General features: G+C 41.5%; 19 protein-coding genes. 16 read left to right on the top strand and 3 right to left on the bottom strand.

The genetic code is table 11. The features are described 5' to 3' along the window. Positions 1-25 precede the first annotated feature (25 nt). Positions 26-457 carry a two-component system response regulator gene (locus Q8M62_RS15010; protein WP_304901621.1) on the top strand — a complete coding sequence of 144 codons (432 nt, stop codon included), beginning with the start codon at positions 26-28 and terminating at the stop codon, positions 455-457. 104 nt (positions 458-561) lie between these two features. Here Q8M62_RS15010 and rfbA read toward each other — a convergent pair whose 3' ends face one another. Next, on the bottom strand, positions 562-1,422 hold the full coding sequence (gene rfbA, locus Q8M62_RS15005) for a glucose-1-phosphate thymidylyltransferase RfbA (RefSeq protein WP_304901622.1): 861 nt from the start codon (positions 1,420-1,422) through the stop codon (positions 562-564). Positions 1,423-1,521: 99 nt separating this feature from the next. Between rfbA and Q8M62_RS15000 the strand changes: the two genes are divergently transcribed. The 14 genes from Q8M62_RS15000 to Q8M62_RS14935 all read left to right on the top strand — a co-directional run bounded on the left by Q8M62_RS15000 (position 1,522) and on the right by Q8M62_RS14935 (position 20,386). Continuing rightward, complete coding sequence (locus Q8M62_RS15000; RefSeq protein ID WP_304901623.1) at positions 1,522-3,015, top strand: glycoside hydrolase family 32 protein; 1,494 nt, start codon at positions 1,522-1,524, stop codon at positions 3,013-3,015. A 67-nt stretch (positions 3,016-3,082) separates the two neighbouring features. Further along, complete coding sequence (locus tag Q8M62_RS14995) at positions 3,083-3,427, top strand: hypothetical protein (RefSeq protein ID WP_304901624.1); 345 nt, start codon at positions 3,083-3,085, stop codon at positions 3,425-3,427. A 66-nt stretch (positions 3,428-3,493) separates the two neighbouring features. Further along, complete coding sequence (locus Q8M62_RS14990; protein WP_304901625.1) at positions 3,494-3,988, top strand: hypothetical protein; 495 nt, start codon at positions 3,494-3,496, stop codon at positions 3,986-3,988. 53 nt (positions 3,989-4,041) lie between these two features. Continuing rightward, on the top strand, positions 4,042-5,697 hold the full coding sequence (locus Q8M62_RS14985; RefSeq protein ID WP_304901626.1) for a sodium-dependent transporter: 1,656 nt from the start codon (positions 4,042-4,044) through the stop codon (positions 5,695-5,697). A 369-nt stretch (positions 5,698-6,066) separates the two neighbouring features. Further along, positions 6,067-7,638, top strand: coding sequence for a M48 family metallopeptidase (locus Q8M62_RS14980; RefSeq protein ID WP_304901627.1), 1,572 nt, complete (start codon positions 6,067-6,069; stop codon positions 7,636-7,638). Continuing rightward, positions 7,628-9,244 (top strand): glycosyltransferase family 2 protein, encoded by a 1,617-nt coding sequence (locus Q8M62_RS14975; protein ID WP_304901628.1) that lies wholly within the window; start codon positions 7,628-7,630, stop codon positions 9,242-9,244. Before Q8M62_RS14980 ends, Q8M62_RS14975 begins: the two co-directional genes overlap by 11 nt. Further along, positions 9,241-10,389 (top strand): glycoside hydrolase family 26 protein, encoded by a 1,149-nt coding sequence (locus Q8M62_RS14970; protein WP_304901629.1) that lies wholly within the window; start codon positions 9,241-9,243, stop codon positions 10,387-10,389. The genes Q8M62_RS14975 and Q8M62_RS14970 overlap by 4 nt, the downstream gene beginning before the upstream one ends. A gap of 63 nt (positions 10,390-10,452) precedes the next feature. Continuing rightward, complete coding sequence (locus tag Q8M62_RS14965; protein ID WP_304901630.1) at positions 10,453-11,070, top strand: TetR/AcrR family transcriptional regulator; 618 nt, start codon at positions 10,453-10,455, stop codon at positions 11,068-11,070. A 52-nt stretch (positions 11,071-11,122) separates the two neighbouring features. Further along, the gene (locus Q8M62_RS14960; RefSeq protein ID WP_304901631.1) at positions 11,123-12,475 is read left to right on the top strand and encodes a TolC family protein; all 1,353 of its coding nucleotides are present in this window, start codon (positions 11,123-11,125) and stop codon (positions 12,473-12,475) included. 3 nt (positions 12,476-12,478) lie between these two features. Then, positions 12,479-13,522 (top strand): efflux RND transporter periplasmic adaptor subunit, encoded by a 1,044-nt coding sequence (locus Q8M62_RS14955; protein ID WP_304901632.1) that lies wholly within the window; start codon positions 12,479-12,481, stop codon positions 13,520-13,522. Next, the gene (locus Q8M62_RS14950) at positions 13,522-16,557 is read left to right on the top strand and encodes an efflux RND transporter permease subunit (RefSeq protein ID WP_304901633.1); all 3,036 of its coding nucleotides are present in this window, start codon (positions 13,522-13,524) and stop codon (positions 16,555-16,557) included. Before Q8M62_RS14955 ends, Q8M62_RS14950 begins: the two co-directional genes overlap by 1 nt. 4 nt (positions 16,558-16,561) lie before the next feature. Further along, on the top strand, positions 16,562-16,810 hold the full coding sequence (locus tag Q8M62_RS14945) for an acyl carrier protein (RefSeq protein ID WP_304901634.1): 249 nt from the start codon (positions 16,562-16,564) through the stop codon (positions 16,808-16,810). A 316-nt stretch (positions 16,811-17,126) separates the two neighbouring features. After that, a complete protein-coding gene (locus Q8M62_RS14940; protein WP_304901635.1) occupies positions 17,127-19,424 on the top strand; it encodes a PAS domain-containing protein in 2,298 nt (765 codons plus the stop codon). Between the two features lie 296 nt (positions 19,425-19,720). Further along, positions 19,721-20,386: a CAP domain-containing protein gene (locus Q8M62_RS14935; RefSeq protein ID WP_304901636.1), complete on the top strand. Its 666-nt coding sequence runs from the start codon at positions 19,721-19,723 to the stop codon at positions 20,384-20,386. A gap of 92 nt (positions 20,387-20,478) precedes the next feature. Here Q8M62_RS14935 and Q8M62_RS14930 read toward each other — a convergent pair whose 3' ends face one another. Both Q8M62_RS14930 and Q8M62_RS14925 read right to left on the bottom strand, forming a co-directional pair. Then, positions 20,479-22,290, bottom strand: a complete 1,812-nt coding sequence (locus Q8M62_RS14930; protein WP_304901637.1) for a glycoside hydrolase family 2 protein — start codon at positions 22,288-22,290, stop codon at positions 20,479-20,481. Positions 22,291-22,317: 27 nt separating this feature from the next. After that, positions 22,318-23,079, bottom strand: a complete 762-nt coding sequence (locus Q8M62_RS14925) for a hypothetical protein (RefSeq protein ID WP_304901638.1) — start codon at positions 23,077-23,079, stop codon at positions 22,318-22,320. A 260-nt stretch (positions 23,080-23,339) separates the two neighbouring features. Here Q8M62_RS14925 and Q8M62_RS14920 point away from each other — a divergent pair, with 260 nt between their 5' ends. Beyond that, positions 23,340-25,070 (top strand): phospho-sugar mutase, encoded by a 1,731-nt coding sequence (locus tag Q8M62_RS14920; RefSeq protein WP_304901639.1) that lies wholly within the window; start codon positions 23,340-23,342, stop codon positions 25,068-25,070. The last annotated feature ends 13 nt before the right edge of the window (positions 25,071-25,083 follow it).

The raw sequence follows: 25,083 nt of genomic DNA, 5'->3' as shown, positions 1-25,083 counted from the left end.
TAATTTTTGAAATTTAGAGAAGGAAATGAGTTCATTTAAAATAAAGGAAGTTTACTTGGTTGATGATGACGCTATTGTAAGAATGGTGGCCAGTAAAATTCTAAGGAATATTGATTTTGATAGGACCATTTCAATTTTTGAAAATGGCCAAAAGGCCATGGATGAGATTTGCAAAAAAGTCTCAAATAACGAATTCGAGGACACAGGTGAGCAGATTTTACTGCTTTTGGATATTAATATGCCAGTTATGGATGCTTGGGAGTTTTTAGATGAATTCACTAAGCTAGACCCTAAAATCAAAAAATTATTTTTAATATCAATTATTACCAGCTCGATAGATTCAAATGATCGTATCAAAGCATTTTCCTATCCAGAAGTATTAGATTATATCACCAAACCTCTTTCTGGTAAACATATCACCGACTTTTTGAAGAAGCATAAACTTTACGAGGATTGAAAAGTAAAACCATAGAATACTTTTTTACTGATGTTTTTTTTTTCTCTTACAATCATAAAAAAGCCCGGGAAAATTCTCGGGCTTTTTTATGATTGTAAACAAAGCTATTTTACTAAGCGCCTCAAATAACCTCCATACCCACTTTTGCCTAATTTATCGGCTGCTTTGAGCAATTCCTCTTTGCCAATAAATCCATTACGGTAAGCAATCTCTTCGATGCAGCCGATTTTCAAGCCTTGTCGCTCTTCAATCACTTCCACAAACTGCGCAGCCTGAAGAAGCGATTGGTGCGTTCCTGTATCCAACCAAGCCGTTCCCCTGTTAAGAATGGCAACTTGGAGTTTACCCATCTTCAGGTACACATTATTAATATCGGTGATCTCAAGTTCACCGCGTGGGCTAGGTTTGATATTTTTTGCAATCTCAACAACTTGATTATCATAAAAATAAAGTCCAGGTACAGCGAAATTTGACTTTGGATCATCAGGTTTTTCTTCAATTGAAATCGCCTTTTGATTTTCATCAAATTCGACCACGCCATAGCGCTCCGGATCATTTACATGGTAGGCAAACACAACCCCTCCATCTGGATCGGTGTTTTCCTGAAGCGTATTGTGAAGACCTGAACCGTAGAAAATATTATCCCCCAATACCAGAGCAACTTTATCACTTCCAATAAATTTTTCACCGATAATAAAAGCCTGTGCTAGCCCATCCGGACTCGGTTGAATCGCATACTCAAAACGACAACCTACCTGCGAACCATCCCCCAACAACCTCTGGAATGAGTCGGAATCTTCCGGAGTCGTGATGATCAATATCTCACGAATCCCGGCCATCATCAATACAGAAAGCGGGTAATAAATCATGGGCTTATCGTAGACCGGCATCAGCTGTTTACTTACAGCAATGGTCAATGGATAAAGTCGGGTGCCGGATCCTCCGGCTAGAATAATTCCTTTCATTTTATTAAAAAAAAGTTCGGACAAAACTAAGGCATATAAGTTGAATTTGGCACTAAATTGTGATCCAATAGCCCATCCTATTTACTAAAATTAATAAATATGCCGATCCGGACGATTTCAAACCTCACATTGTCACTACTGGTAATCCTTATTTTCTCCTGCCAATCCAATTCAGAGGTGAATTTCACTCCTTCTCAGTTAGAAGAATTTCGACCTGAATACCACTTTACTCCTGCCAAAGGATGGATGAATGATCCCAACGGCATGTTTTTTTTGGATGGTGAATATCATCTGTTTTACCAATATTACCCAGATAGCACTGTATGGGGGCCAATGCATTGGGGGCATGCGATATCTACAGACCTGGTCAATTGGGAGGAATTGCCGATTGCGATCTACCCTGATAGTTTGGGATATATTTTTTCAGGAAGTGCGGTATATGATCAGGGAAACACTTCCGGACTAGGTACAACGGATAATCCGCCGATAGTTGCCATTTACACCTATCATAATATGGAGGGCGAAAGATCCGGAGCCAGCGATTACCAAAGCCAGGGCATAGCATTTTCGACGGATAAAGGCAGAAATTGGGTCAAATATGAGGGTAATCCGGTCTTACCAAATCAGGGGATTCGGGATTTTAGAGATCCCAAAGTGTCTGAAATAGCACAAGCAGACGGAACTAAGCAATGGTTGATGACCTTGGCTGCACAGGATCGGATTCAGTTTTTCTCCTCAACCAATCTAAAAGATTGGAAATTGAATAGCGAATTTGGTCAAGGGATCGGTGCCCATGGAGGAGTTTGGGAATGTCCTGATTTAATACCCATTACTGCACCAAACGGAGCTCGAAAATGGGTCCTGCTCGTCAGCATAAATCCCGGAGGGCCTCAAAAGGGCTCCGCAACACAGTATTTCATCGGAAACTTTGAAAATGGAATATTTACTCCAGACGATACCATGATCCGCTGGCTGGACTATGGTCCTGACAACTATGCCGGAGTGACTTGGGCAAATCTTCCCAAGGAGGATACAAGAACCCTATTCATAGGCTGGATGAGTAATTGGCTTTATGCACAAGTCGTCCCTACCCAATCTTGGAGATCAGCCATGACTACAGCGCGGGAACTCAGCCTAATCGATATAAACGGGGTCTTACTTTTGAAATCAGCGCCTGTTAAAGAGCTGGAAAAGCTTCGGGGAGAAAAATTCGATGTGGATTTGAGTAGTGGACTGCCATCACAGGCAGTGGAAATCGTGGCAGCGCTTGATGGGAGTGACAGTTTTTCATTAACTCTTACCAATGAACTTGGAGAAAGTCTCGGCATCAATAAAGAATTGGGATTAGTTTCTATTGACAGGTCTAAGGCAGGAAGAAGTACTTTCCATCCTGATTTCGCCGCCATGCATTCTGCCCCGATGAGCTGGAAAGCTAAGGAACTGAGGATATTTCTGGATGCAAGTTCTGTTGAAGTTTTTGTAAACAACGGCGAACTTGTTTTGACTTCTCTCCTTTTCCCAAGCTCGCCTTGGAAAAAATTAACCTTCAATCAGGGAATCGAAAAGGGATCAATTTTTAATCTGAAAAAATAGATGAACTACACTTTGAAATAACACTTATTTATCTGTTAAATTTGAAGGTTAATTGGAAATCTATAAAATGAAAAAACAGAAAATCGCCTTACTCTTGAGCCTTTCCTGGCTACTTGGGTTAATTGCTGTTTTTTCTTTTCCCCCCGACATTAAATCAGACGCGGATCACGGATCTTCTACCGCTTTATTAAGTGAGTGGTCATCCCCGGAACTCATCATCCGCACTTCAGGTGAGATTCCTGAAGTACCGGGATTCAAGGCGGAATGGAAATTTTTTGATCTGATCAGTTCAGTTAGGTACATCCAGCTGCTTTCCTTAAAAGTTAAAACTCATACGCCTTCTTTTATTAAAAAGTCAAGGCCACTATTTGACGTATTAATCACTTTTTTCTATTTCTTCTATACCTGGTAGACTGTGTTTTTTGATCCGGGCACTTAAGCCTTAAAACACATTTTAAATTTTATCTACCAAAAAATCATGTTCGATATTGATATTCCCACACTTGTTATAGCAAGTGTATTTATTGCGGCTGTATCCGCCATTTTCATTTATTATTCTCTGAAAATCAAAAAGGAACGAAAGGAGTTTCAGGATAAATTCAATCAGTTCATTTCAGGATTGAATCTAAAACCGGAAAAGAAAGAAGATTGGCGAAATCGCTACATCATTGGTATTGATCCGCAGAAGCAAACGCTAGTTTATTGTGATTTCGGGAAAAGCGAAGAGAAAATAGCCATTTCACTGCCTGAAGTGAGCAAGGTAGTTGTCCACGAAGTTTTTCGGGAACTTGAACAATCCTCAACTTCAAGAAAAGTTCTCGAAAACCTTTTCCTTAAAATCCAATTCAAAAACCCGGGAAAACCTGCTCTCAATCTTCCCATTTACTCTGCTGAAGATTTCTCCGATTTACTCGGTGAGACTGTTTTGGCCTCCAATTGGGCGCAAATTATTAATCAACAGCTAAGTAAATAAGAATAAAAGGGCGCTCTGATTCAGGGGCCCTTTTCTTTTGAAAATCTTCTATTATGAGCGTAACAAATGAAACTTGGGGCTCGCGCATTGGGCTGATCCTGGCGATGGCAGGCAATGCCGTAGGGCTTGGGAATTTTCTCCGTTTTCCTGTTCAGGCCGTTCAGAATGGTGGTGGTGCTTTCATCATTCCGTACCTGATTTGTTTTCTGCTGATGGGAATTCCACTGCTTTTCACAGAATGGTCGATCGGTCGCTACGGGGGTAAATTGGGCAATCACAGTACGCCATATATTCTGGATTCGATGAGTAAAAAACCCATATGGAAATACATCGGAGTTTTTGGAATATTTACCAATATCGCTGTGGTGGCCTACTACACCTACATCGAATCCTGGACTTTCATCTATGTACTTCACACCGTATTTGGGACATTTACAGGAATGGGAAAAGAAGAAGTCAGTCTATTCTTTGATCAGTATGTAAATCTTACCGGTTCAAATTTGGGAATTCCTCTCCTTCCTTTGATCGTCTACATTTTGGTTTTGGGAGTGAACGTTTACATCCTTTCCACAGGACTCGGGGGAATAGAAAAAGTAGCAAAAATCGGAATGCCACTGCTTATCATCTTCGGGATTATTTTGGCTTACCAAGGCTGGACCATGGGCGCAGATTTTGCAACTGAGGAATTTCCAGATGCAAATGCTTGGGACGGAATAAATTTCCTTTGGACTCCTCAATACACCTCTTTGGCAGATCCCAAAGTTTGGCTGGCTGCAGCCGGACAGATATTTTTTACCTTATCCGTCGGCATGGGTTCTATCCAATGCTATGCATCCTATGTCAAAGAAAATGAAGACATCGCACTCAATTCACTTTCGGCAGGGTTTACCAATGAATTTGTAGAAGTACTTCTAGGTAGCGCGATTGTGATACCTATCGCTGCCGGATTTTTGGGTTTAGATTGGGTATTGGAAAATGCAGGCTTCGGGATGGCATTTCAGACAATGCCTTACCTCTTTCAGCAGTGGGGAGCAGTCTTTGGTGCCTTTGCTGGGGTATGTTGGTTTGGCTTATTGTTCTTTGCAGGAATTACCTCCTCACTGGCAATGGGTACGCCATGGATGGGATTTATGAAGGATGAATTTGGCTGGGGCAAAGTCAAAGGTGCTGTGTCATTTGGACTAATCGCACTGGCGATGGGTTTACCGACTGTTTTATTTTACCAGTATGGCTATTTCGATGAGTATGACTATTGGGCAGGTACAGTCAGTTTAGTAGTCTTTGCGCTGCTGGAAATCATTTTGTTTGCCTGGGTTTTTGGAATTGACAAAGGCTGGACAGAGCTCAATAGAGGTGCCGATATCCAAATCCCAAAGGTCTATAAATGGATTATCAAATATGTAACCCCAGTGATGCTTTTGATGGTTTTCGTGGGTGCTTTGTTTACTCCCGAAGGAAATAACTGGTCAGGCGCAATTACCGCTTTATTGGACGGACAGTTTTTTTCCTTGGATTCCAGTTCACTGGTTTCCAAAATTACCCATGATGATATCCAAGCCCAAATTCTTCTAAATCCAGAACAAGCGGAATTCTTTGAGAAAAAGATGTTTTATTCAACTTTAGCGCGAGTTCAATTGGTCTTTCTCTTTCTGATAATTACTGCCATAGTTTGGTATTCAACGTTAAACCGCAAAAAAACACTGATATGAACACCTCCGCCTTGATTTTAGCAATAGTCACTCAAGGACTCATCCTTGCTGCGACACTTTACTGTTTTTTCCTGGTTTTGAGAAAACCAGCCGAAAAATAAAATTTAATGAGAAGCTGTCTCTTTCACCCCGAATGTCATATTGAACGCCTTCCTGCCTATTTGTCAGGAAGGCGAAATATCTTTGAATTCGTTCCAGATAGCCTTCGACGCTCCTTCACGATTTACAGGGGATCAAGCTAACATCGGAAAGCCTTTTGAGAGCGCTTCCTTTTTTCGGATTGAAAAATAGGAATAACCTAAAATTGAACTTTAATAAGTATAATTGGACAGAATTTCACCCAATTCATATTTTCCTAATATTGTTCAAATGAAGATTGCACGATTCCTATTTGGAAAACGCATTGCTAGCCTTTGGCTTATTTTAGGTGTATTTCAATTCAGTTTTTTTATTTCTGAGGTAATTGGGCAAACTCAAGGGTTTTACGATTCATTGGACATGGCAAGGTCCAAATTGAATCAGGGCGATATCCGGACTGCATTAGAACTTCTAGAAACTCTCGAAAAAGAGCATCCCGGAGAAGAAAATCTGATCCGCGTCAAGGGACAGGCTCTGTATTGGAGCAAAGACTTCAATGTGATGAGAGCATACTTTAGAAATAGTCTGAAAACTTACCCTAATCTCTACTGGGCAAGGTTGGACTATGGTAGAATTCTGTATGAATTGAATGATTGGAATGAATCTCAGGAAATTCTAAAGGAAAGCTTGAAAATCAATCCCCATGAGCCTGAAACCAATCAGAAATTAGCCGAGCTAAATTATTGGAAAGGCGGTTCCCCAAAAAAGTCTTATGATTACCTCGATGAAATTTTAATTCCGTTTCCTGACAATGAGCTGGCAAACACACTGAAAAGAGAGATCAGAACCGGCACCTCTCCCTATTTGAGCGTAGGAAGTGGTTATTTTTCAGATTCTCAGCCCCTTCAATTTGTTAATCTCTCCACAACCGGGAATTTTTACCAATCAGCAATTTTTCAACCGGGATTTTCAGCAGAATTCAGATCTTATAGCTCAGGGATAGCTTTACAAATCGCACAGGCTACGAATAAATTCAGCATTCCAAAGACCAATACTTCACTGCTTCTCAGAGGTGGAATGGCAAAATCATCGGTGTGGGAAAGTTTCTCATTTACCTACGGAGCAGAGTTTCGCCAAAAAATTCCTAAAAATCTTGAATTGAGTCTCTCAGCTGATCAGGAAGCTTATTTCTTCACCTTAGCCAGTCTTGGAGATCCGATCATTCCTATGTCTTTTCGGACAAGTTTTGGAAGAGAAAGTGGAAATAGCTGGACAGGGAAAATTTCATGGCAAAACACTATTTTCGAAGACCAAAATACGGTGAATACCTTAGGTGCATGGTTACTGGTGCCAATTCTGAAACAAGCGGCTTTTCGAATTGATTTTGGCTATTCCTTGAATTTTTCCAATTCCGAAGAGGTCAGATTTTCCGAGGAGCTACCGATCCGAAATACCCCAAAAAACACCGAAATTGGAGCTGTAATTCCCGGATTGTACACCCCCTACTTCACTCCTATAAACCAACAAGTCCATGGAGCCTTGGGGAAAGTCGCCATCAACTTTTCCGAAAATATTGCCTTAAGCCTTACGGGTAACTATGGGTTTTCAGCAAAAATTGACAATCCCAACATGATTTATTTTGGTTCGACTGGCACGAATCCAAATGCTCCAATTTCAAATAAAGATATTAGTCTCGTTTTGGTGGAAACGTCTTATACTCCTTTGGATTTTAAAGCTGTTATAAATTGGGAAATAAGTCCAAAAGCAGCCTTTCTGTTGACCTACGCCTATCAAAAAACCATATTCTTTGATAGCAATTCAATAAATCTGAATTACAATTTTAGAATCTGGAATGATCAATAAATCCTCCAAAGATCTTTGGATCTATCGACGAGCTGCACGCGTGAAGAAATCCCAAAAGTTCCTCCTTGGCGGATTAATCATAGCTGGTTTGATTTCTATTATCAGATTTGGAGACTGGTGGTTCAGGGAAGAACACATCGGGAATTTTGGACTTTTCATCATCCTTTCCATGGTATTATGGTATGGAATGCTCCGCCTGATACTAATTTGGATCAATTACCTTGGACTTAGACGGCCTGAGAAAATACCCGCGCCGGAGGGCCTAAGTGTTGCCATTTTCACGACAAGCAGTCCGGGTGAGCCACTTTCTATGTTTGAAAAAACACTGGAAGCCTGTGCAAAAATCAGCTACCCCCATACCACTTACCTGCTTGACGATACCCAGGACCCTGCCTTCAGGAAAGTGGCGGAAAAGCACGGGGCAGTCTGGCTTGAGTTGGTGGGAATCCCCGGTGCCAAAGCCGGAAAAATCAATGCAGCACTAGCCAAAACTGAAGAAGAGTTTATTTTGGTATTAGATCCGGATCACATCCCATTTTCAAATTTTCTGGATGAAGTTTTGGGTTTTTTTTCAGATCCTAAAGTAGGGTATGTACAAGTTTCCCAAGGCTATTACAATCAATATCGCTCTTTTACCGCAGCTGCGGCAGCAGAACAAACTTACACTTTCTACGGGCCGACACAGATGGGAATGTCCGGTTACAATTGTGCTGTGGCCATCGGAGCCAATTGCACCTTTCGGAGGAAAGCACTGGAATCAGCGGGAGGCCATGGAACCGGTTTGGCAGAAGATCTGGTGACCGCAATCCGAATTCATGCACAAGGATGGAAATCCGTATATCACCCGGCCATTGTAGCTCGTGGTTTGGTGCCTGAGGATTTTGGTTCCTTCTGTAAGCAGCAGCTCAAATGGGCCAGAGGAGTCCATGAAGTGCTTTTTGATGAAGTCCCCAAGCTTTGGACCAAACTCAGCTTTTGGCAGAAACTCTCCTACCTGACCATCGGAACGTATTATCTGGAAGGCTTCACCACACTGATCTACCTCACCATTCCTTTCCTGTTTTTCTGGACAGGACTGCTTCCGGCTCAAATGTACTTTATGGAATTCCTCAAATTCGGCTTTCCTATTGCCTTGATTTCTCTGGCTATTTACCTGCAAGTACAGCAGTGGCTTTGTCATCCAAGCCACGAAAGAGGCCTACATTGGCGAGGCATGGTGATGAAATTTGCCTGCTGGCCAGTGTTCCTTTTGGGATTTATTCTTTCAATCTTGGATAAAAAAATCCCCTATATCCCTACCGCAAAGCAGGCGGTCATTACCAAAATCTCCCCTTTTGCCAAGCCTTTGTTGAGTCAGATTTTCCTCTTTCTTATTACGCTTGGCTGGATTATTTATCAGCGCATATACATACTTTCTGAGGTTCAAATTCTATCAAGTACCGAAATTACCTATGGAATGTTATTCTTTGCATTTATTCCATTCCTTATGGCAATTTTCTCGCTGTATGCAGTCTGGGAATCAGGACGGCTTACAGTAACTTCCCCATGGGAAGACGTCAAAATTGAATCTATTTCTGCCAAAGATCCATCCCAACCCACACAATGAAAAAAATAATTTATAGACTGATATTGGTTTTAGGAGCAATTGCAATCGGTGTGGCTTTGGTTTCTGGATTAGCGTTCTTTGGTGACAAATCCACTGGACCGGTTCAGGATTTTTTCAATTCCCTGAATAAATCCGTCCATAATATGGAAGGAGATTATATTCTAAAGAGGAGAACAGTATCAAGGGCTCAGCGACTTAGCTGGCTAGCTCCTGCTTTGAGAAATGTTGATTCGCTTAAGAACATCAAAGGAATTCTCCTGGGAGCTTATGATAACAGAGCCGACATTTCACTGCAACCCATCGTAGATCTGGAAGATTCATTAAAAACCACTTTTCCACTGATCCAAATTTATACTGCATGGGGTAGCAAAAGAGAACAGAAATTCCCCATTGAAAAGGTAAGATCTATTTCAACATTGGGCTCCATTCCTGTGATCACTTGGGAGCCTTGGCTTAATGACTTCACGGAGGGAGAAAATGCCGATTTGACTGCCACTCAAGATCCGAATAAAAACGGGCTTAAAAGGATTGTGGACGGAAAGTATGACAACTACCTCAGGCAGTGGGCTATTGAAGCCAGAAACTCCGGAGTCACAATATTGTTGAGGATGGGCCATGAAATGAATGACCCATACCGCTATCCTTGGGGACCGCAAAATAACGAGCCGAGCGATTTTGTAGCAGCCTGGAAACATGTCGTGGAGCTTTTTCGCCGTGAGAAAGTAAAAAATATCGTTTGGGTATGGGCCCCACATCTCGCCTATGGTGAATTTGACGCCTTCTACCCAGGTTCAGATTGGGTGGACTGGACTGGAACAGGAACCTTGAATTATGGAACAGTAGCACCTTGGAGCCAATGGTGGACATTTGAAGAGATTTTCGGAAATCATTATCCGAGTTTGGAAGCCTTCAAGAAACCAATTTTAATATTTGAATTTGGTTCTCTTGCCGTAGGAGGAGATCGATCCAAATGGTATGCTGATGCATTTCGTGGTTTTGAAGAAAAATATCCAAGCGTCAAAGGTCTTATGTTTTTTCATCATGGAAATGACGCAAGCACAACTTACCAAAGCCTCAATTGGCAAATAACCTCCGATCCCGCTGTTCTGGACTCGATTAGATCAAATCTTTTTCGGTTAAAATAATTTTAAAAAATATTTTGAAATTTAAACACTGTTCAATTACATTTGATTGATCAATAAAATTGTATGGGGATCGCAGATCGAAAAGAGCGGGACAAAGAGGAGTTGAGAGAACGGATTTTGGTTGCCGCTAAATCACTATTTCTTGAGAAAGGTGTCGAAAAGACATCGATCCGAAATATTGCGGACCGAATCGAGTACAGCCCGGGAATAATCTACCACTATTTTAAGGATAAAAACGAGATTTTTCACGCATTGCATCAGGGAGGATTCCTTCAATTAATGGAAAAAATGCAGGTGTTGGCTTCCGTGAGAAATCCAATGGAGCGATTGAAAGCCATGGGAAGTATTTATATAAGCTTCGCTATGGAAAACCCTGACATGTATGATCTTATGTTTATCAAGGAAGCGCCTTTAGACCATGTTTTCAATTCTGAACATGATCATTGGAAAGAAGGCGGAGGAACATTTAACTACCTCCGAATGACAATAGACAACTGTATGGAAGTGGGCCATTTCAAAGGTCACGAACCCGAGGCACTGTCTTATATGATCTGGGCTACAGTTCATGGACTGGTTTCTTTGAATATCAGGAAGCGATGCGAAGTAGTATTACCCCATCGTCAGGAGAACATTGTGGCCGATGGACTGGAAGAATTCTATAAAATTCTAGATAGACTCTAAAAAAATTTGCGCAATCATTAAACAGTGTTTAAAAATATAACATCGAATAAAAATGAAAAATGTCTTTCTGTTATTTTTGGCATACCTCATATTTTATCCCATTTCAGCAGCCAAAGCTCAGCGCATTCTGGACCAATACATTGGAGAAGGATTGGAGAATAATCTGGTATTAAAAGAGCGAACTATTGACCTCCAACGCTCGCTTCTGGCATTGAAAGACGCAAAGAGTTTCTTTCTTCCCAGCTTGGACTTCGGCGCAAGTTACACGCTTGCAAGCGGTGGACGAACCATAGATTTCCCAATTGGTGACTTATTGAATCCTGTTTACTCCTCGCTTAATCAGCTCACAGGATCCAATTCATTTCCTCAGCTGGAAAATGTATCTGAACAGTTTTTACCTGACAACTTTTACGATGCCCGCTTCCGCGCCTCCATGCCAATTGTAAATACTGACTTGATTTTCCAAAGGCAGATTCGTGAAAAACAGGTTTTACTATCGGAACTGGAGTTGAAAATCTATCAGGCAAATCTCATACAGGACATCAAACTTGCATATTATAACTTTTGTACGGCACACACTGCGATTGAGGTGATCCTAAGTAGTAAAAGGCTTGTGGAGCAGAATCTCAGAGATAACAAATCACTGTTGGAAAATGGGAAAGGACTTCCCTCGGCTGTACTCCGTGCGGAAAGTGAAGTGGAAAATATCAATGCATTAGCTATTGAGGCAGAAAGCAAAAAAAGAAATGCGGCACATTACCTGAATTTTTTACTGAATAAACCAATGGACGCTATTGTGATTTTTGAGGAACAGGCAGCCGATTTATCCAGACTTGCTGAACTGATGGGGGAAGATGAACTGGGCAGAAGACCTGAAGTTTTGCAGATTCTTGCTGCTGAAAACATTCAGGAAACAGCTATCAAAGCAGGAAAAAATTATTGGGTACCGAAAGTTAACACCTTTGCAGATTTTGGTTCTCAGGGATTTGACTGGACATTTGACAGGCAATCCCGTTATGCAATTTTTGGATTCAATCTCAGTACTCCGGTTTTTCAGGGCGGAAGAAATCGAAATCAAATCCAGCGCAGTGAGCTGGTGCTGAAGGCTGTACAGAATCAAAAAGCGCTGCTCAACTCGAAGCTGTCCTTGGATCTTCAACTAACCAAAAACGAAGTGCGAACCAATCAGGCAGCACTGAGATCAACAGAAAAGAAACTGGAATCCTCTGCTGCCTATTTCCGCTTAGTGGATCGGGGCTTTCGGGAGGGTGCCAATTCGCTCATTGAATTTATCGATGCCAGAAATCAATTCACACAAGCCTCCATCCAAAAAAACATCAGCACTTACAACCTGCTAAAGTCTCTTGCAGTGCTTGAGCGCCAACTAACATCTGAAACTTATTAAACCATGAGACTCCTACCCTTTCATTTCATTCTTTTACTTTCTTTAATTCTTTTCGCCTGCGGCAAAAAGGAAATCGAAACCAAGTCAAACACCCAAGGAGAGCGAATCCCTGTCAAAGTAATGGACCTAAAGCAGGAAAGTTTTTCTTCCACAATTGCTGCGAGCGGTACTTTTTCTACAAAAGATGAGACTTTACTTTCCTTCAAAGTAGGGGGAATTGTATCCAAAATTCTGGTACAAGAAGGTGATCCTGTCAAAAAGGGGCAAATCCTTGCGACCCTTGATTTGACTGAAATTCAGTCTGGGTTGACCCAGTCCAAACTCGTTTATGAAAAGGCGCTTCGGGATCATCAGCGGGCAGCTAGACTCTACCAGGACAGTGTGGCTACTTTAGAGATGTTCCAAAACAGTAAAACTGCGCTCGACATCGCCGAACAGCAGTTGAAAACAACCGAATTCAACCTTTCCTATTCCCAGATTCGAGCGACACAGAATGGCTTTGTTCTTCGGAAATTCGTCAATGCCGGTCAACAGGTGAGCTCGGGTGCTCCTGTACTCCAAATCAACGGTGCAAATCAGGGAGATTGGATACTCCAGGCAACCGTCAATGATCAAAACTGGAATATTATTTCCGCAGGAGATCAAGCCATAATTTCCACCTCCAATTCCGATGGCGTCTCAAGCAGGGTGCTTCGAAAAAGTCAGGCTGCAGACCCTGCGACTGGTGCCTATTGGGTAGAAGTAGCACCGGATAATGCTTCGAACTTAAATCTTGCCTCTGGCATGTTTGGAAAAGTGATCATTACTCCCTCTCAAAAACAGGAAGGCTGGCAAATTCCATACGAAGCCATTTTGGATGCGCAGGGTTCGGAAGGATATGTCTTTGTAACTGATGACGGGCAGGAAGCAAAAAAAGTCAAAGTTAAGTTGGGGAAAATTGCCCCGAATTCAGTTCAGGTCCTAAGCGGATTGGAAAATCATAGCAAGCTGATCGTCTCTGGCAGCGCTTACCTCACCGATGGTTCCACTATTCAAATCAAGGAATAATGAGAATCTCAGATTTTGCGGTAAAAAATTACCAATTCACCTTAGTCATCTTCCTGATGACTGTCGCGGTCGGGATCACGACTTTTCTCAATATGCCCAGAAGTGAAGATCCCGTGATCGAGGCTCCCCAATTCCCAGTCATCGTAATTTATCCCGGGGCCAGTCCTGAGGACATGGAAGAATTAGTCGTAAATCCACTGGAGGAGGTGATTTATGGTCTGGAAAACATCAAAAAAATCAAGACGGAAATTAAGGATGGGGTTGCTGTACTTTTTGTGGAATACAATTACAACGAGGATGTCAATGAAAAATACCAGGAACTTGTCCGGGAGGTAAATACGCTTCGCCCGGATCTTCCAGAGGATATATTTTCCATCAGGATCAATAAAGTCCGTCCTTCAGATGTCAATATTCTTCAGATCGCCTTAATCAGCGAAAACGCCTCCCGAGACCTCTTAAAAAAATACGGCGAAAGACTTCAGGAAGAATTGGAGAAAATCACCGAATTGAAAAAAGTGGCGCTATTTGGCCTCCCTGATCAAATTGTAAGAGTAGATCTCAAACTGGATAAAATTGCCGAAATGAACATTCCACTGAATGCCATTATTGGGAGTATCCAAAGTGAATTGAGCAATATTCCGGGGGGCCAGGTAGAGGCTGGAAGCAAAACCTTCAATGTAAAAACCAGCGGGAATTACACCTCTGCCGAAGAAATCAGTGAGACCATAGTCTTTTCGAGACAGGGTAAAACTATCCAGCTGAAAGATGTCGCCGATGTGAAAAATGATTTTGAGGAAACGAAACACATCACCCGTCTGAATGGCTATCGGTCAATTTTTGTGACTGCGGCACTCAAAGAAGGCAACAACATTTCCACAGTGCAGGAAAAGTATCAATTAGCCATCGCTAAAGTCAAAAGTGAATTGCCGGAAAATATCGATCTGATCACCGCATTTGACCAAGCAAACTATGTCAATCGAAGACTCAGTGGATTGGGGATTGACTTTTTGATTGCAATCGGACTGGTATTTATCACGTTACTTCCCTTGGGTAATCGAGCGTCCATTATTGTGATGATTTCGATACCACTTTCACTGGCGATTGGACTTATTTTATTGGACGCCTTAGGTTTTGGCCTCAACCAACTCAGCATCGTGGGATTGGTGGTGGCTTTGGGGCTTTTGGTGGATGACAGCATCGTGGTAGTTGAAAATATCGAGCGATGGATCCGCGATGGCTTTTCTAAAAAAGAAGCCGCAATGAAAGCCACCAAGCAGATCTCACTATCAGTGGTTGGCTGCACGGTTACCTTGATCATTGCCTTTTTACCCTTAGTATTCTTACCTGAGGGTTCAGGGGATTTTGTCCGAAGTCTTCCCATGGCAGTCATCATGAGTGTATTGGCCTCCATGCTGGTTTCACTGACCATCATCCCCTTTCTCTCCACTTGGTTTCTGAAAGACAAGGATGCCAGTCATACCAACAAAGTTTTTGATTTGTTTCAAAGAGGTATTCAGGCTACGTATGCACCACTTTTGGAACGGGCACTACGGAAGCCCATCCAGACTTTACTCATCGCTCTGGTGGTTTTCAGCGCATCCATGGGGTTATTTCCGGTGATTGGTTTCAGTCTTTTCCCTCCATCGGAGAAACCACAATTCCTGATCAACATTACAACTCCCCTGCAGTCCAACCTCAATACCACCAATGAAGTGACACGGGAAGTCGAAGCAGAACTTCGCTTGATTCCGGAACTGATGAACTTTGCAACCAATGTGGGAAAAGGGAATCCCCGGATATACTACAATGAAATTCCTGAAAACGAGCGGCCGGATTATGCCCAGATTTTTGTGCAGCTTGATCCGGAAACCTCTCCTCCGCGAAAAATGGAAGTTATTGCTGCCCTAAAAAGTAGGTTTGCAAGTATCACGGGCGCAAAAGTAGAAGTTAAAAATTTTGAACAAGGACCGCCAGTGACGGCCCCTGTGGAGGTTAGGCTTTCAGGTGAAAATCTCGATACGCTCAGAAACTTGGCTGCCAAAGTTGAGCTTTTGATCAAGGAAACTCAGGGAACAATCTACGTTAATAACCCGGTGTCAAATTTAAAAACAGATGTCCGTGTTGCCATTCAAAAAGAAAAAGCAAGGCAGCTGGGAGTCAATATTGTGGATATCGACCGAACAGTAAGGCTTGCACTGACGGGATTGAACCTCGGTTCTTTCACCGATCCAATAGGGCAAAAGCGCGACATTCTCTTAACCTCCTCAAGGGCTGAAAAAGCAACTTTAGCTAATCTGGATGGTGTATACATCACCAATCAACTTGGCACGGGAGTACCACTTTCTCAAATCGCCACTTTGGAACTGGAAAGCAGCACCTTGACCATTGATCACTTCGACAAAGTCCGGTCAGTATCTGTTTCAGCTTTCGTGGATCAAAATTTTCTTTCCGACCGGGTGATTTCTGAAGTCATGAAAAAAATGGACGCTGTTAGTCTTCCTGTTGGGTATTCTTACAAAATGGGAGGAGAATATGAGAGCCGCCAAGAATCCTTTGCCGGGTTTAACACCGTGATAATTATCACGGTATTCCTCTTCATCGCCGTATTAATATTGCTGTTCAAAACGTTCAAAAGCACCATTATCGTACTTTCTGTGATTCCGCTTGGTATGGTTGGAGCCTTGACAGCACTTTGGATTACCGGAAACTCTTTGTCCTTTGTAGCAATTATCGGATTGATTGCGTTAGCAGGCATAGAAGTGAAAACTTCCATTTTGCTGGTTGACTTCACCAATCAGTTGCGATTGGAAGGAAAACAACTAGACGCGGCAATTCGGGAAGCCGGAGAAATTCGATTTTTGCCGATTGTTTTGACAACTATTACGGCGATTGGAGGTTTAATTCCCATTGCATTAAGTACCAATCCGCTGATATCTCCACTCGCTATCGTGCTGATTGGAGGATTGATCAGTTCCACTTTACTTTCAAGAATCGTCACTCCGGTGATGTATAAATTATTACCTCCTAAAATTTGATCACATGAGCCAACATTTCACACAACTTAAAAAAGCCGTAGAAGTATTTCACTCCTATGGAATCTCACTTTCAGGTCAGCGCAAAAACGACCATTTCGTTCAGCAACTGAACATGGACCCTGTTTTTATAAACGGCTTGATATTCGAATTAGAATACAACCTTCAGGTGTGTATCCAAGATGAAATGCTTGGAAAAGCCTGCACTCCAAAAGAAGTTATCCGAATGCTGCTTACGATTCCACAAAATAATTAATCGAAAAGCGGAGGTTTATCTCCGCTTTTCTGTTTTTCTTTCAAGAAATTAATTGTTCTTATTTTTTTCTTTTGGGGATTTTTTTTCCAATAGTGTGGATATTTCCCACAATTAAATCCAACTTAAAAACCTTTAATCGGATTCAAAAAAGGGGTTTAATTTACATTTCAAGGCATTTAAAACCAATACTTACTTATTCCAATCATCTTTGAACACTTAAATGGCTTTTCATTCAAAATGCCAAAATTTCCCCCTCTTGGATGGAATTTAATTTGAATGAGAGGATTAAATGTCGGGTAGGAAAAAAGTTGATACTATGAAGGGTTTTACAACTGCAATTGAAGGGAATTTTGTGGATCAGCAGCCTAATGAAAAAATTCTTCTCGAGCAATTTGAGTCACTGACGAACTCAGGAACATGGGAGTATAATTTGGACACCGATACCACGCAGTGGTCTGACGGTGTTTTTCGAATGTTGGGATATGAACCTCAGGAGTTTGAAGTAAACTTTGACACAGCGGTTGCTATCATTCATGAAGATGACAGGGATGAAGCAATTTTTCATATGCAGGAGGTTATTTCTCAAAACCGAGAATACAACATCAAGAAAAGACTGATCAAGAAAGACGGAGAAATCATATGGGTAGATTCCAAAGGCAAACTTATTTCTGAAGAAAAAAGTGGTCAGAAAAAATTGATTGGTGTATTTCAAAACATCACAGAGTACGTCCAAACAAAAGAAAAACTCAAAACAGTAAAAAAGAAAAACAAATCCTTAATCGAAAATCTGGACGGGATTTTTTGGGAGGCAGATGCCCAAACGTTTGAATTCAAATACATTAGTCCCCAGGTCGAGAAAATAACCGGCTTTACACCAAAAGAATGGATTAAAACCAAAAACTTCTGGCAAATGCACATCCATCCTGCAGACCGTCAGGATTCTATTCAAACTTGCCATGATGAAACGCAAAATCTAAATGACCACGTTTTTGATTACCGCTTTTTGACCAAAGACGGAAGAGTAATCTGGCTAAATGACAGAGTAAAAGTAATTTCAAGGAAGGGAAAACCTTACAAATTACAGGGCTTAATGGTCGAAATCACCAAAGAAAAGCAAATTAGTCAAGCGCTTAAAGATGAAATCAACCTCAATCAGTCGCTTATCCAGAAATTACCAAGTGTATTCTTTCTATTCAATACAGAAGGAAAACTCCTGCTTTGGAACCATCAACTGGAAAAGGAATCGGAATATTCATCGGATGAAATTACAAAGATGTCACCTGAATCCTTTTTTGCAGGCGAGGATCATCTCACCATCAAATATCATATCAAAAAAGTAATAGATGAAGGGGCTACAGACCTTGAATTGGAAATACTTTCTAAAACAGGTAAGAAGACTCCCTTTTTCTTTTCAGTTTCACGGTTTTTTTATCAGGATGAGATTTGCATCTTTGGTACTGGCCAAAATATCAGTGAACTAGTAGAAAGTCGCAAATCAACAGCTCAACATATCGAGCGTTATCAAATCGTAACACAAGCCACAAGTGATGCGATTTGGGATTACGATAGAAAGAAAAACAGCCTCTATTGGGGAGAAGGCTTTTTATCTCTTTTTGGCTACAATCCGAGCAAAATCGAACCAAGCTTTGAATTTCAGCTCAGTTTAATCCATCCGGATGACCGAAACAGAATTTTCAGATTAATCCAGCTTTACATCGATCCAAAGTCAACGAAAAAAAACTGGCTGGAAGAGTACCGCTTTCTCAAAAGTGATGGCACCTATGCTATCGTACTGGATAAGGCCATATTTATCAGAGATGACTCAGGAAATGTCACCAGAGTGGTTGGGGCAATGCAGGATATTTCAAGGCAGAAGGACTTTGAACGTTCCCTTAAGGATCTCAATCAGCAATTGGAAAAGAATGTTCGTGACTTGGCAATATCCAATTTAGAGCTTCAGCAATTTGCTTTTGTAGCCTCTCATGATTTACAAGAACCACTCCGAATGATTTCAAGCTTCATGGGGCTCTTGGAACGACGATACAAAAGCGTACTTGACGAAAAAGCCTTAGAATACATCGAATTTGCGACAAACGGTGCAAAGCAGATGCAAAAAGTAATCTTGGATCTTCTTGAGTTATCACGGGTTGGAAAAGTAGAAGAAAAGAAGGAATCTTTAGATCTCGCAGTTCTGATCAACGAAATCAAAATGTATTTGAGAAAGCCGATTCACAGTAAAAATGCGCTGATTACCTATGAAAATCTTCCAGTAATCTGCACCCATAAAACCCCGTTATTACAAATATTTCAAAACCTGATTGGGAACGGACTGAAATATTCAAAACCAGATGTGCCACCACAAATCACCATTCGATCCAAGGATATTGGACCGTATTGGGAATTCACTGTGGAGGACAATGGAATCGGCATTGATCCTGAATACTTCAACAAGATTTTTGTGGTTTTCCAACGACTACATGGCAGAAAGGATTTTGACGGTACGGGTATTGGTCTTTCAATCGTGAAGAAGGCAGTGGAATTTTTAGAAGGAGAAATCACCGTAAAATCACAGGTGGGTGTAGGGACAGAATTCACATTCACAATCAAAAAATAGTTTTTTTGAAAGTGATCGATTTCAAGAAATCAAAATTGACCTTCTTATTTCAAATAAAAATAAGTGGGCAAACGTCTCACTTATTTTTATTGGACAAAATGTTAAAAATATTTTCAGTTTTTAAAAATAATCGGACTTCATTTTCGTCCTAAAGGCTAAGAAACAGGTATTATGAAATGCCCATGAGAAAAGCTTCTCACACAGGAGAATGCCCCACCGATAGCTATCGGGGATCAGGGCATTCCCTGTCCGACGACAGGCGGGCATCTGACCAATAAAAATCAAATTATAAAGAGATGAAAACACTGCTGATTTTGAGTTTTTCTTTGCTCTCTTTTATTGCACAGGCTCAAACTTGGACTCCTGAATCCTATAAAGTTTATAATGAGAGCACTTTTTACCGCTTAGAATCGCTCTACGAAGTGATTGATTTCAAAAAAGTAAACTTTGATCTGCTCCAGGCAGCAATTTTCTATGTCACCAACGAAGAACGAAAAAAGGCTAATCTTAAGCCTTTTGAATTTCAATCCAAAATCGAAAATGTCGCTGCCGGACACGCCCAGGATATGGTCAAATATGGCTTTTACTCCCATACTAGCAGTATACGTATCAAAAGAACAGTGCAGGATCGATTTCACTTGGAAGGATTAAATCCAAAATATTACGGAGAAAATATTTGCTCAACTTATGGGTTACAGTATCAGAGTGGACGAAAGGTAAATCCCCCCTATCCTTCCGGAGAATTTACTTATGCACTTACTTCCAAGCGTGAAAAAATCCCTCCTCACACTTACATTTCCTTTGCAAAAGAGGTGGTGAAACTTTGGATGAATTCACCGGGACATCGCCAAAACATCCTCAATCCCAACTTTACCTCGCTCGGTTGTGGTGCAAGACTTTACCTCGAAAAAAGCTTTTACAACATGCCCTACTTTATGGTAGTCCAAAATTTTGGAAGCTGATAAACTTTAAATACTGCTTTAATCTTCCCCAAATTGCCTTGCTGCCAAAGCTTTTTTTTAAAGGACCTCTATCGGTTTCTCCAAAGTGGTCTTTATTTGTACAATTTTTCGTGGGCCTTTCTCAACTCCTCTAGTGCGATTTTTATAACCTTCCGATCATAAGTCATGAGCCCATTGGTTTCAACTTCCACATCTGTGGTTTGGGTATAAATGGCAGCAGCTAGACCCTTTGGTATTAATTCAGCCATATCTTCCAGCAGAATCATATAGCGAGCCTTCAGCTCTTCTTTTGAAGTGAAACTCTGATAGCCCCAATTATCCTTGATCTGCCAGGTATGCCCTTCGATTGGCAATCCCAAGCCTCCATATTCTCCTAAAACCAAAATATTTTCCGCTCCAAAAATTCTGGGGTCCGGCATCACCGGGTCCGGATAATTGTGCAAATCCATGATATCTCCAACCACTTTTGTGCCTTCCATTTCGAAGTTTCCACCACTCGCAGAATTGATCAAGCGACTGGGATCAAGTTCTCGGGTCATTTCGGTGATTTCTGTTGTTTTAAACTGTCCCCAAGCCTCGTTAAATGGAACCCAAGCAACTATGCAGGGAAAAAATCGAAATTCATTGATAATTTCTTTCCATTCAGTTTTGAAGATTTCCTCAGATTCTGCGGTTCGTTTTTTATTCATTCCCTCTCGGATCACTCCGGGTCGGATTTCCCAACGGTTGCCCATATCGCCACTTGGCATATCCTGCCAGACAAGCATTCCCAGCCGATCAGCATGGTAATACCAGCGGGCTGGCTCTACTTTTACATGCTTTCTGATCATATTGAAGCCCATTTCTTTGGTTTTTTGGATATCAAAAAGGAGCGCTTCATCTGTCGGGGCCGTGTACAATCCGTCTGGCCACCAGCCTTGATCTAAAGGGCCATATTGAAAAAGAGCTTTCCCATTTAGGAACATTCGTTGGTGTCCATTTTCGTCTTTCCCCATTCTTATGTCTCGGTAAGCTGCATAGGAGGTAACCTGATCGACAATCTTTTTTCCTTCCAGTACTTTAATACTAACCTCATATAGAAATGGAGAATCAGGCGACCATGTTTTTGGATTTTGAAGGCGAACAGGCAGCGGTTTATTAGCCTGGGCTTTGAAGCTTGACACAAGCTTACCTCCGTCCAATAAGGTTACTTCAACTTCCTGACCTGGCTTTGGATTGGTGATTTCAGGATAGAATATCTGCGCTGAATTTTCCCAATCTGTAGTTGAATAGATTGAGGAAACATGTGATGAGGGAACCTCAAGGATGTAAACACTTTGCCAAATGCCTGTTACCGGAGTATACCAAATTCCTTTTGGTTCTTTAACTTGCTTTCCTCTTGGCTGAGGTCCGGCATCGCTTGGATCCCAAACCCTCACCCGAATTTTTTGCGATTTCCCTTTTACCAAAAAATCAGTGATGTCAAAACTGAAAGAATCAAAGCCTCCTTGATGCTTTCCTACATTTTTTTCGTTAACCCAGACTTCAGCCTCCCAATCCACGGCACCAAACTTTAGAATTATCCGCTTTCCTTTGGGACTCAACTGCAAATCAAAACGTCGTTCATACCAAAGTTCATTTTCTGGTCCCACAGTGAGCTGGACCCCTGAAAGGTAGGACTCTACAGGAAACGGAACAGTGATTTTTCCTGCAAATCCTGTCTCAGGACTGCTGCCTTTTGGCAAAATCGCAAAATCCCATGATCCATTTAAACTTTGCCATGCTTGCCGTTGCAATTGGGGTTCTGGATACTCCGGATGGGGATTCTCCATATTAACCAAGTCAGTCCATGGAGTTTTTAGGGTGGTTTGTGATAAACTGACAGTGGAGAACAGGAAAAGAGTAAAAAAGAAAAAAGGTCTCATAGTAGGTAGGGACGGTGAAGATTAAACTTATTGAAAATGAAACCAAAGTACAAGGGGGCTTGAAGAAACTCTCTGATCTGCTGATCCGAGCGCTGAAGGAGTTTGAGGTTCCTTGGCAGGCTGGATTTCAGGTTGATTAAATAAGAAAGCCAAATCTGATTTTAAAAAAGGCAAGGTGGAATTACCGAAGTGAGATTGGCCAAGACCTAAAAATAAGCCGGCTGTTTCGGTGCTTACATCAATTGTCACGGATTCAAATTCTAGCTTAGCGGTCTGAAATGGTTGAAAAAATCCGGAATCTTCTGACTGAATCGCTATTTCGGGACTTGCCATGGGTGTGAAATTCTGATTTTTCCATTGACCAAAACCAGCCCCTGCTGAATTCCAAGAAACCTGATAGAGCATTTGGTCAGGGTAGTTAAACCCCAAGCCCAACCATCCCAAATCCGAAAAGTCAGACGGCGGAGCAGAGGCTACCATCTTCAATTGTCCATTTTCCAAGACTGTCCAGGTTAATACATGAGGCCAAGGTCTATAAGAAGATTGGATTTGAATCGAGCCGTCCTTTAATTTTTTCCAATTTACGTTAGTAAACGTGCTCCAATTACCTTCATTATTAGGTACTTGGGAGAAATGCAATACATGCATTCCCACTTTCACCTTGTCCAATGTTCCTCTTGCTTTTCCAAAAACAAAAATTTTCTCCCCGACAGTGACTTGTAATTCGGTATTTGATTCCCTCACCGAAATCTTATCTGAAGGAACAAATTCCTCAAAGTTAAAAGCCAAATTTGGAACAACACTATGGTTACTATTTGCAATTGGACTAACCAACAAAATCATGGAAATTATGAACTGAAAGGGCATAGACGCTAGAAATCAAAGTAATTTAGATTCTAAAGTAACTTTTATCTTAACATATAAAAATCCACTTCTTATAAAATTCACCTGTAATCGCTATTGCAAATCATATTCGATCATTTATTGATAAGAAGTGGCATTTTTTGACATTTTATCTAACTTGGAACCACACAGAAATTTTTAAAAAAATGAGTTCAATCGACCCTGCAATCCTTAGCAAAGCGCAAAGCTGGCTGGATGGAAATGTAGATGCTGACACCAAAGCATCAATCAAAAAATTAATTTCGGAAAATCCCACCGAATTGGTGGATTCCTTTTATCAAGATCTGGAGTTCGGAACCGGAGGATTAAGAGGACTAATGGGTGTGGGTACCAATCGAATGAATGTCTACACGATTGGAATGGCCACACAGGGATTGGCAAATTACCTTTTGAAATCCTTTCCCGGGCAGGACATCAAAGTAGCGATCACACATGATTGCCGCATCAATAATACGCTATTTGCAAAAACCACTGCTGATGTCTTCACCGCAAACGGGATAAAGGTTCTCTATTTCAAAGAAATGAGGCCAACGCCTATGCTTTCCTTTGCTGTACGCCATTTTGGCTGCAAATCCGGAGTAATGATCACTGCCTCACATAATCCCAAAGAGTACAATGGCTATAAAGCCTACTGGGAAGACGGAGCGCAGGTAGTGGCGCCTCATGACACCAACATCATTAAGGAAGTTCAGAAGATCACCTCTTTTGACCAAGTTAATTGGAATAAAAACGAAGCCTTATTCGAATACATTGAGGAAGATTTTGACGCTATCTATTTAGAATTAGTCAAAGGCTTAAGCTTATCGCCTGAGGCGATTAGCAGTCAAAAAAACATACCCATCGTTTTCTCTCCAATCCATGGGGCCTCTGGCAAAATGGTCCCTGCCGCTCTCAAGGCTTATGGATTTGAAAACATACATATCGTCAAAGAACAAGCTGAACCGGATGGAAATTTTCCAACTGTAATTTATCCAAATCCGGAGGAAGCTGAGGCCCTAACTATGGCAATCGAATTAGGCAGGAAGGTAAACGCCGAACTTGTCCTTGCCTGTGATCCCGACGGTGACCGATATGCTGCTGTCGTCCCCAATGAAAAAGGTGAATTTGAACTCCTCAATGGAAATCAGTCGGGGGCATTGTTGAGCTATTATCTCCTTAGTAAATGGCAGGAAGCCGGTAAACTGGACGGAAATCAATTTATGGTCAACACCATTGTCACCACCGAATTGATCAATGAAATTGCCGAAGGATTCGGTGTGAAATGCTTTAATGTATTGACCGGTTTTAAAAATATTGCCGCCATTATACTCAAACTAGAGGGCAAAGAAACCTATATCGGAGGTGGGGAAGAGTCCTATGGCTACCTGGTTGGCGATTTTGTCAGAGACAAGGATGCAGTAAGTGCTGCTGCGATTTTCGCTGAGTTGATCGCCTACTATAAACAACAGGGGAAAAACACCTTCGATGTTTTGGCTGAAATTTATTCCAAGTTTGGCTTCTATAAAGAGTCTTTGATTTCTGTGACCAAAAAAGGAAAAGACGGTGCAGAACAGATTCAAGCCTTGATGAACGGATTCAGAACAAATCCACCAACGCAGATGAACGGCATCGAGGTAGAGCGAATTGTGGATGTAAAGAATTCTACGATCACTCATCTAAAAACAGGAAAGGTAGAAAATTTGGAAATGGACAAGTCCAATGTCATGCAGTTTTATCTATCAGACGGCAGCAAGATTTCAGCGAGACCTTCTGGAACAGAGCCAAAAATCAAGTATTACTTTTCCGTGAGCGCCCCGCTTTCCGATCCAAAAGATTACAGAAAAGTTGAGGGTGAATTGGTGGAAAGATTAGACGGATTAAAAAATTACTTCAGTTAATACCAGAATTGAA

Origin of the sequence: Algoriphagus sp. (assembly GCF_030694375.1) — a bacterium.
In the GTDB taxonomy this organism is placed as follows: domain Bacteria; phylum Bacteroidota; class Bacteroidia; order Cytophagales; family Cyclobacteriaceae; genus Algoriphagus.
Note: the sequence above shows the minus strand (reverse complement) of the source record. Positions and strands in the feature narration are given on the sequence as shown.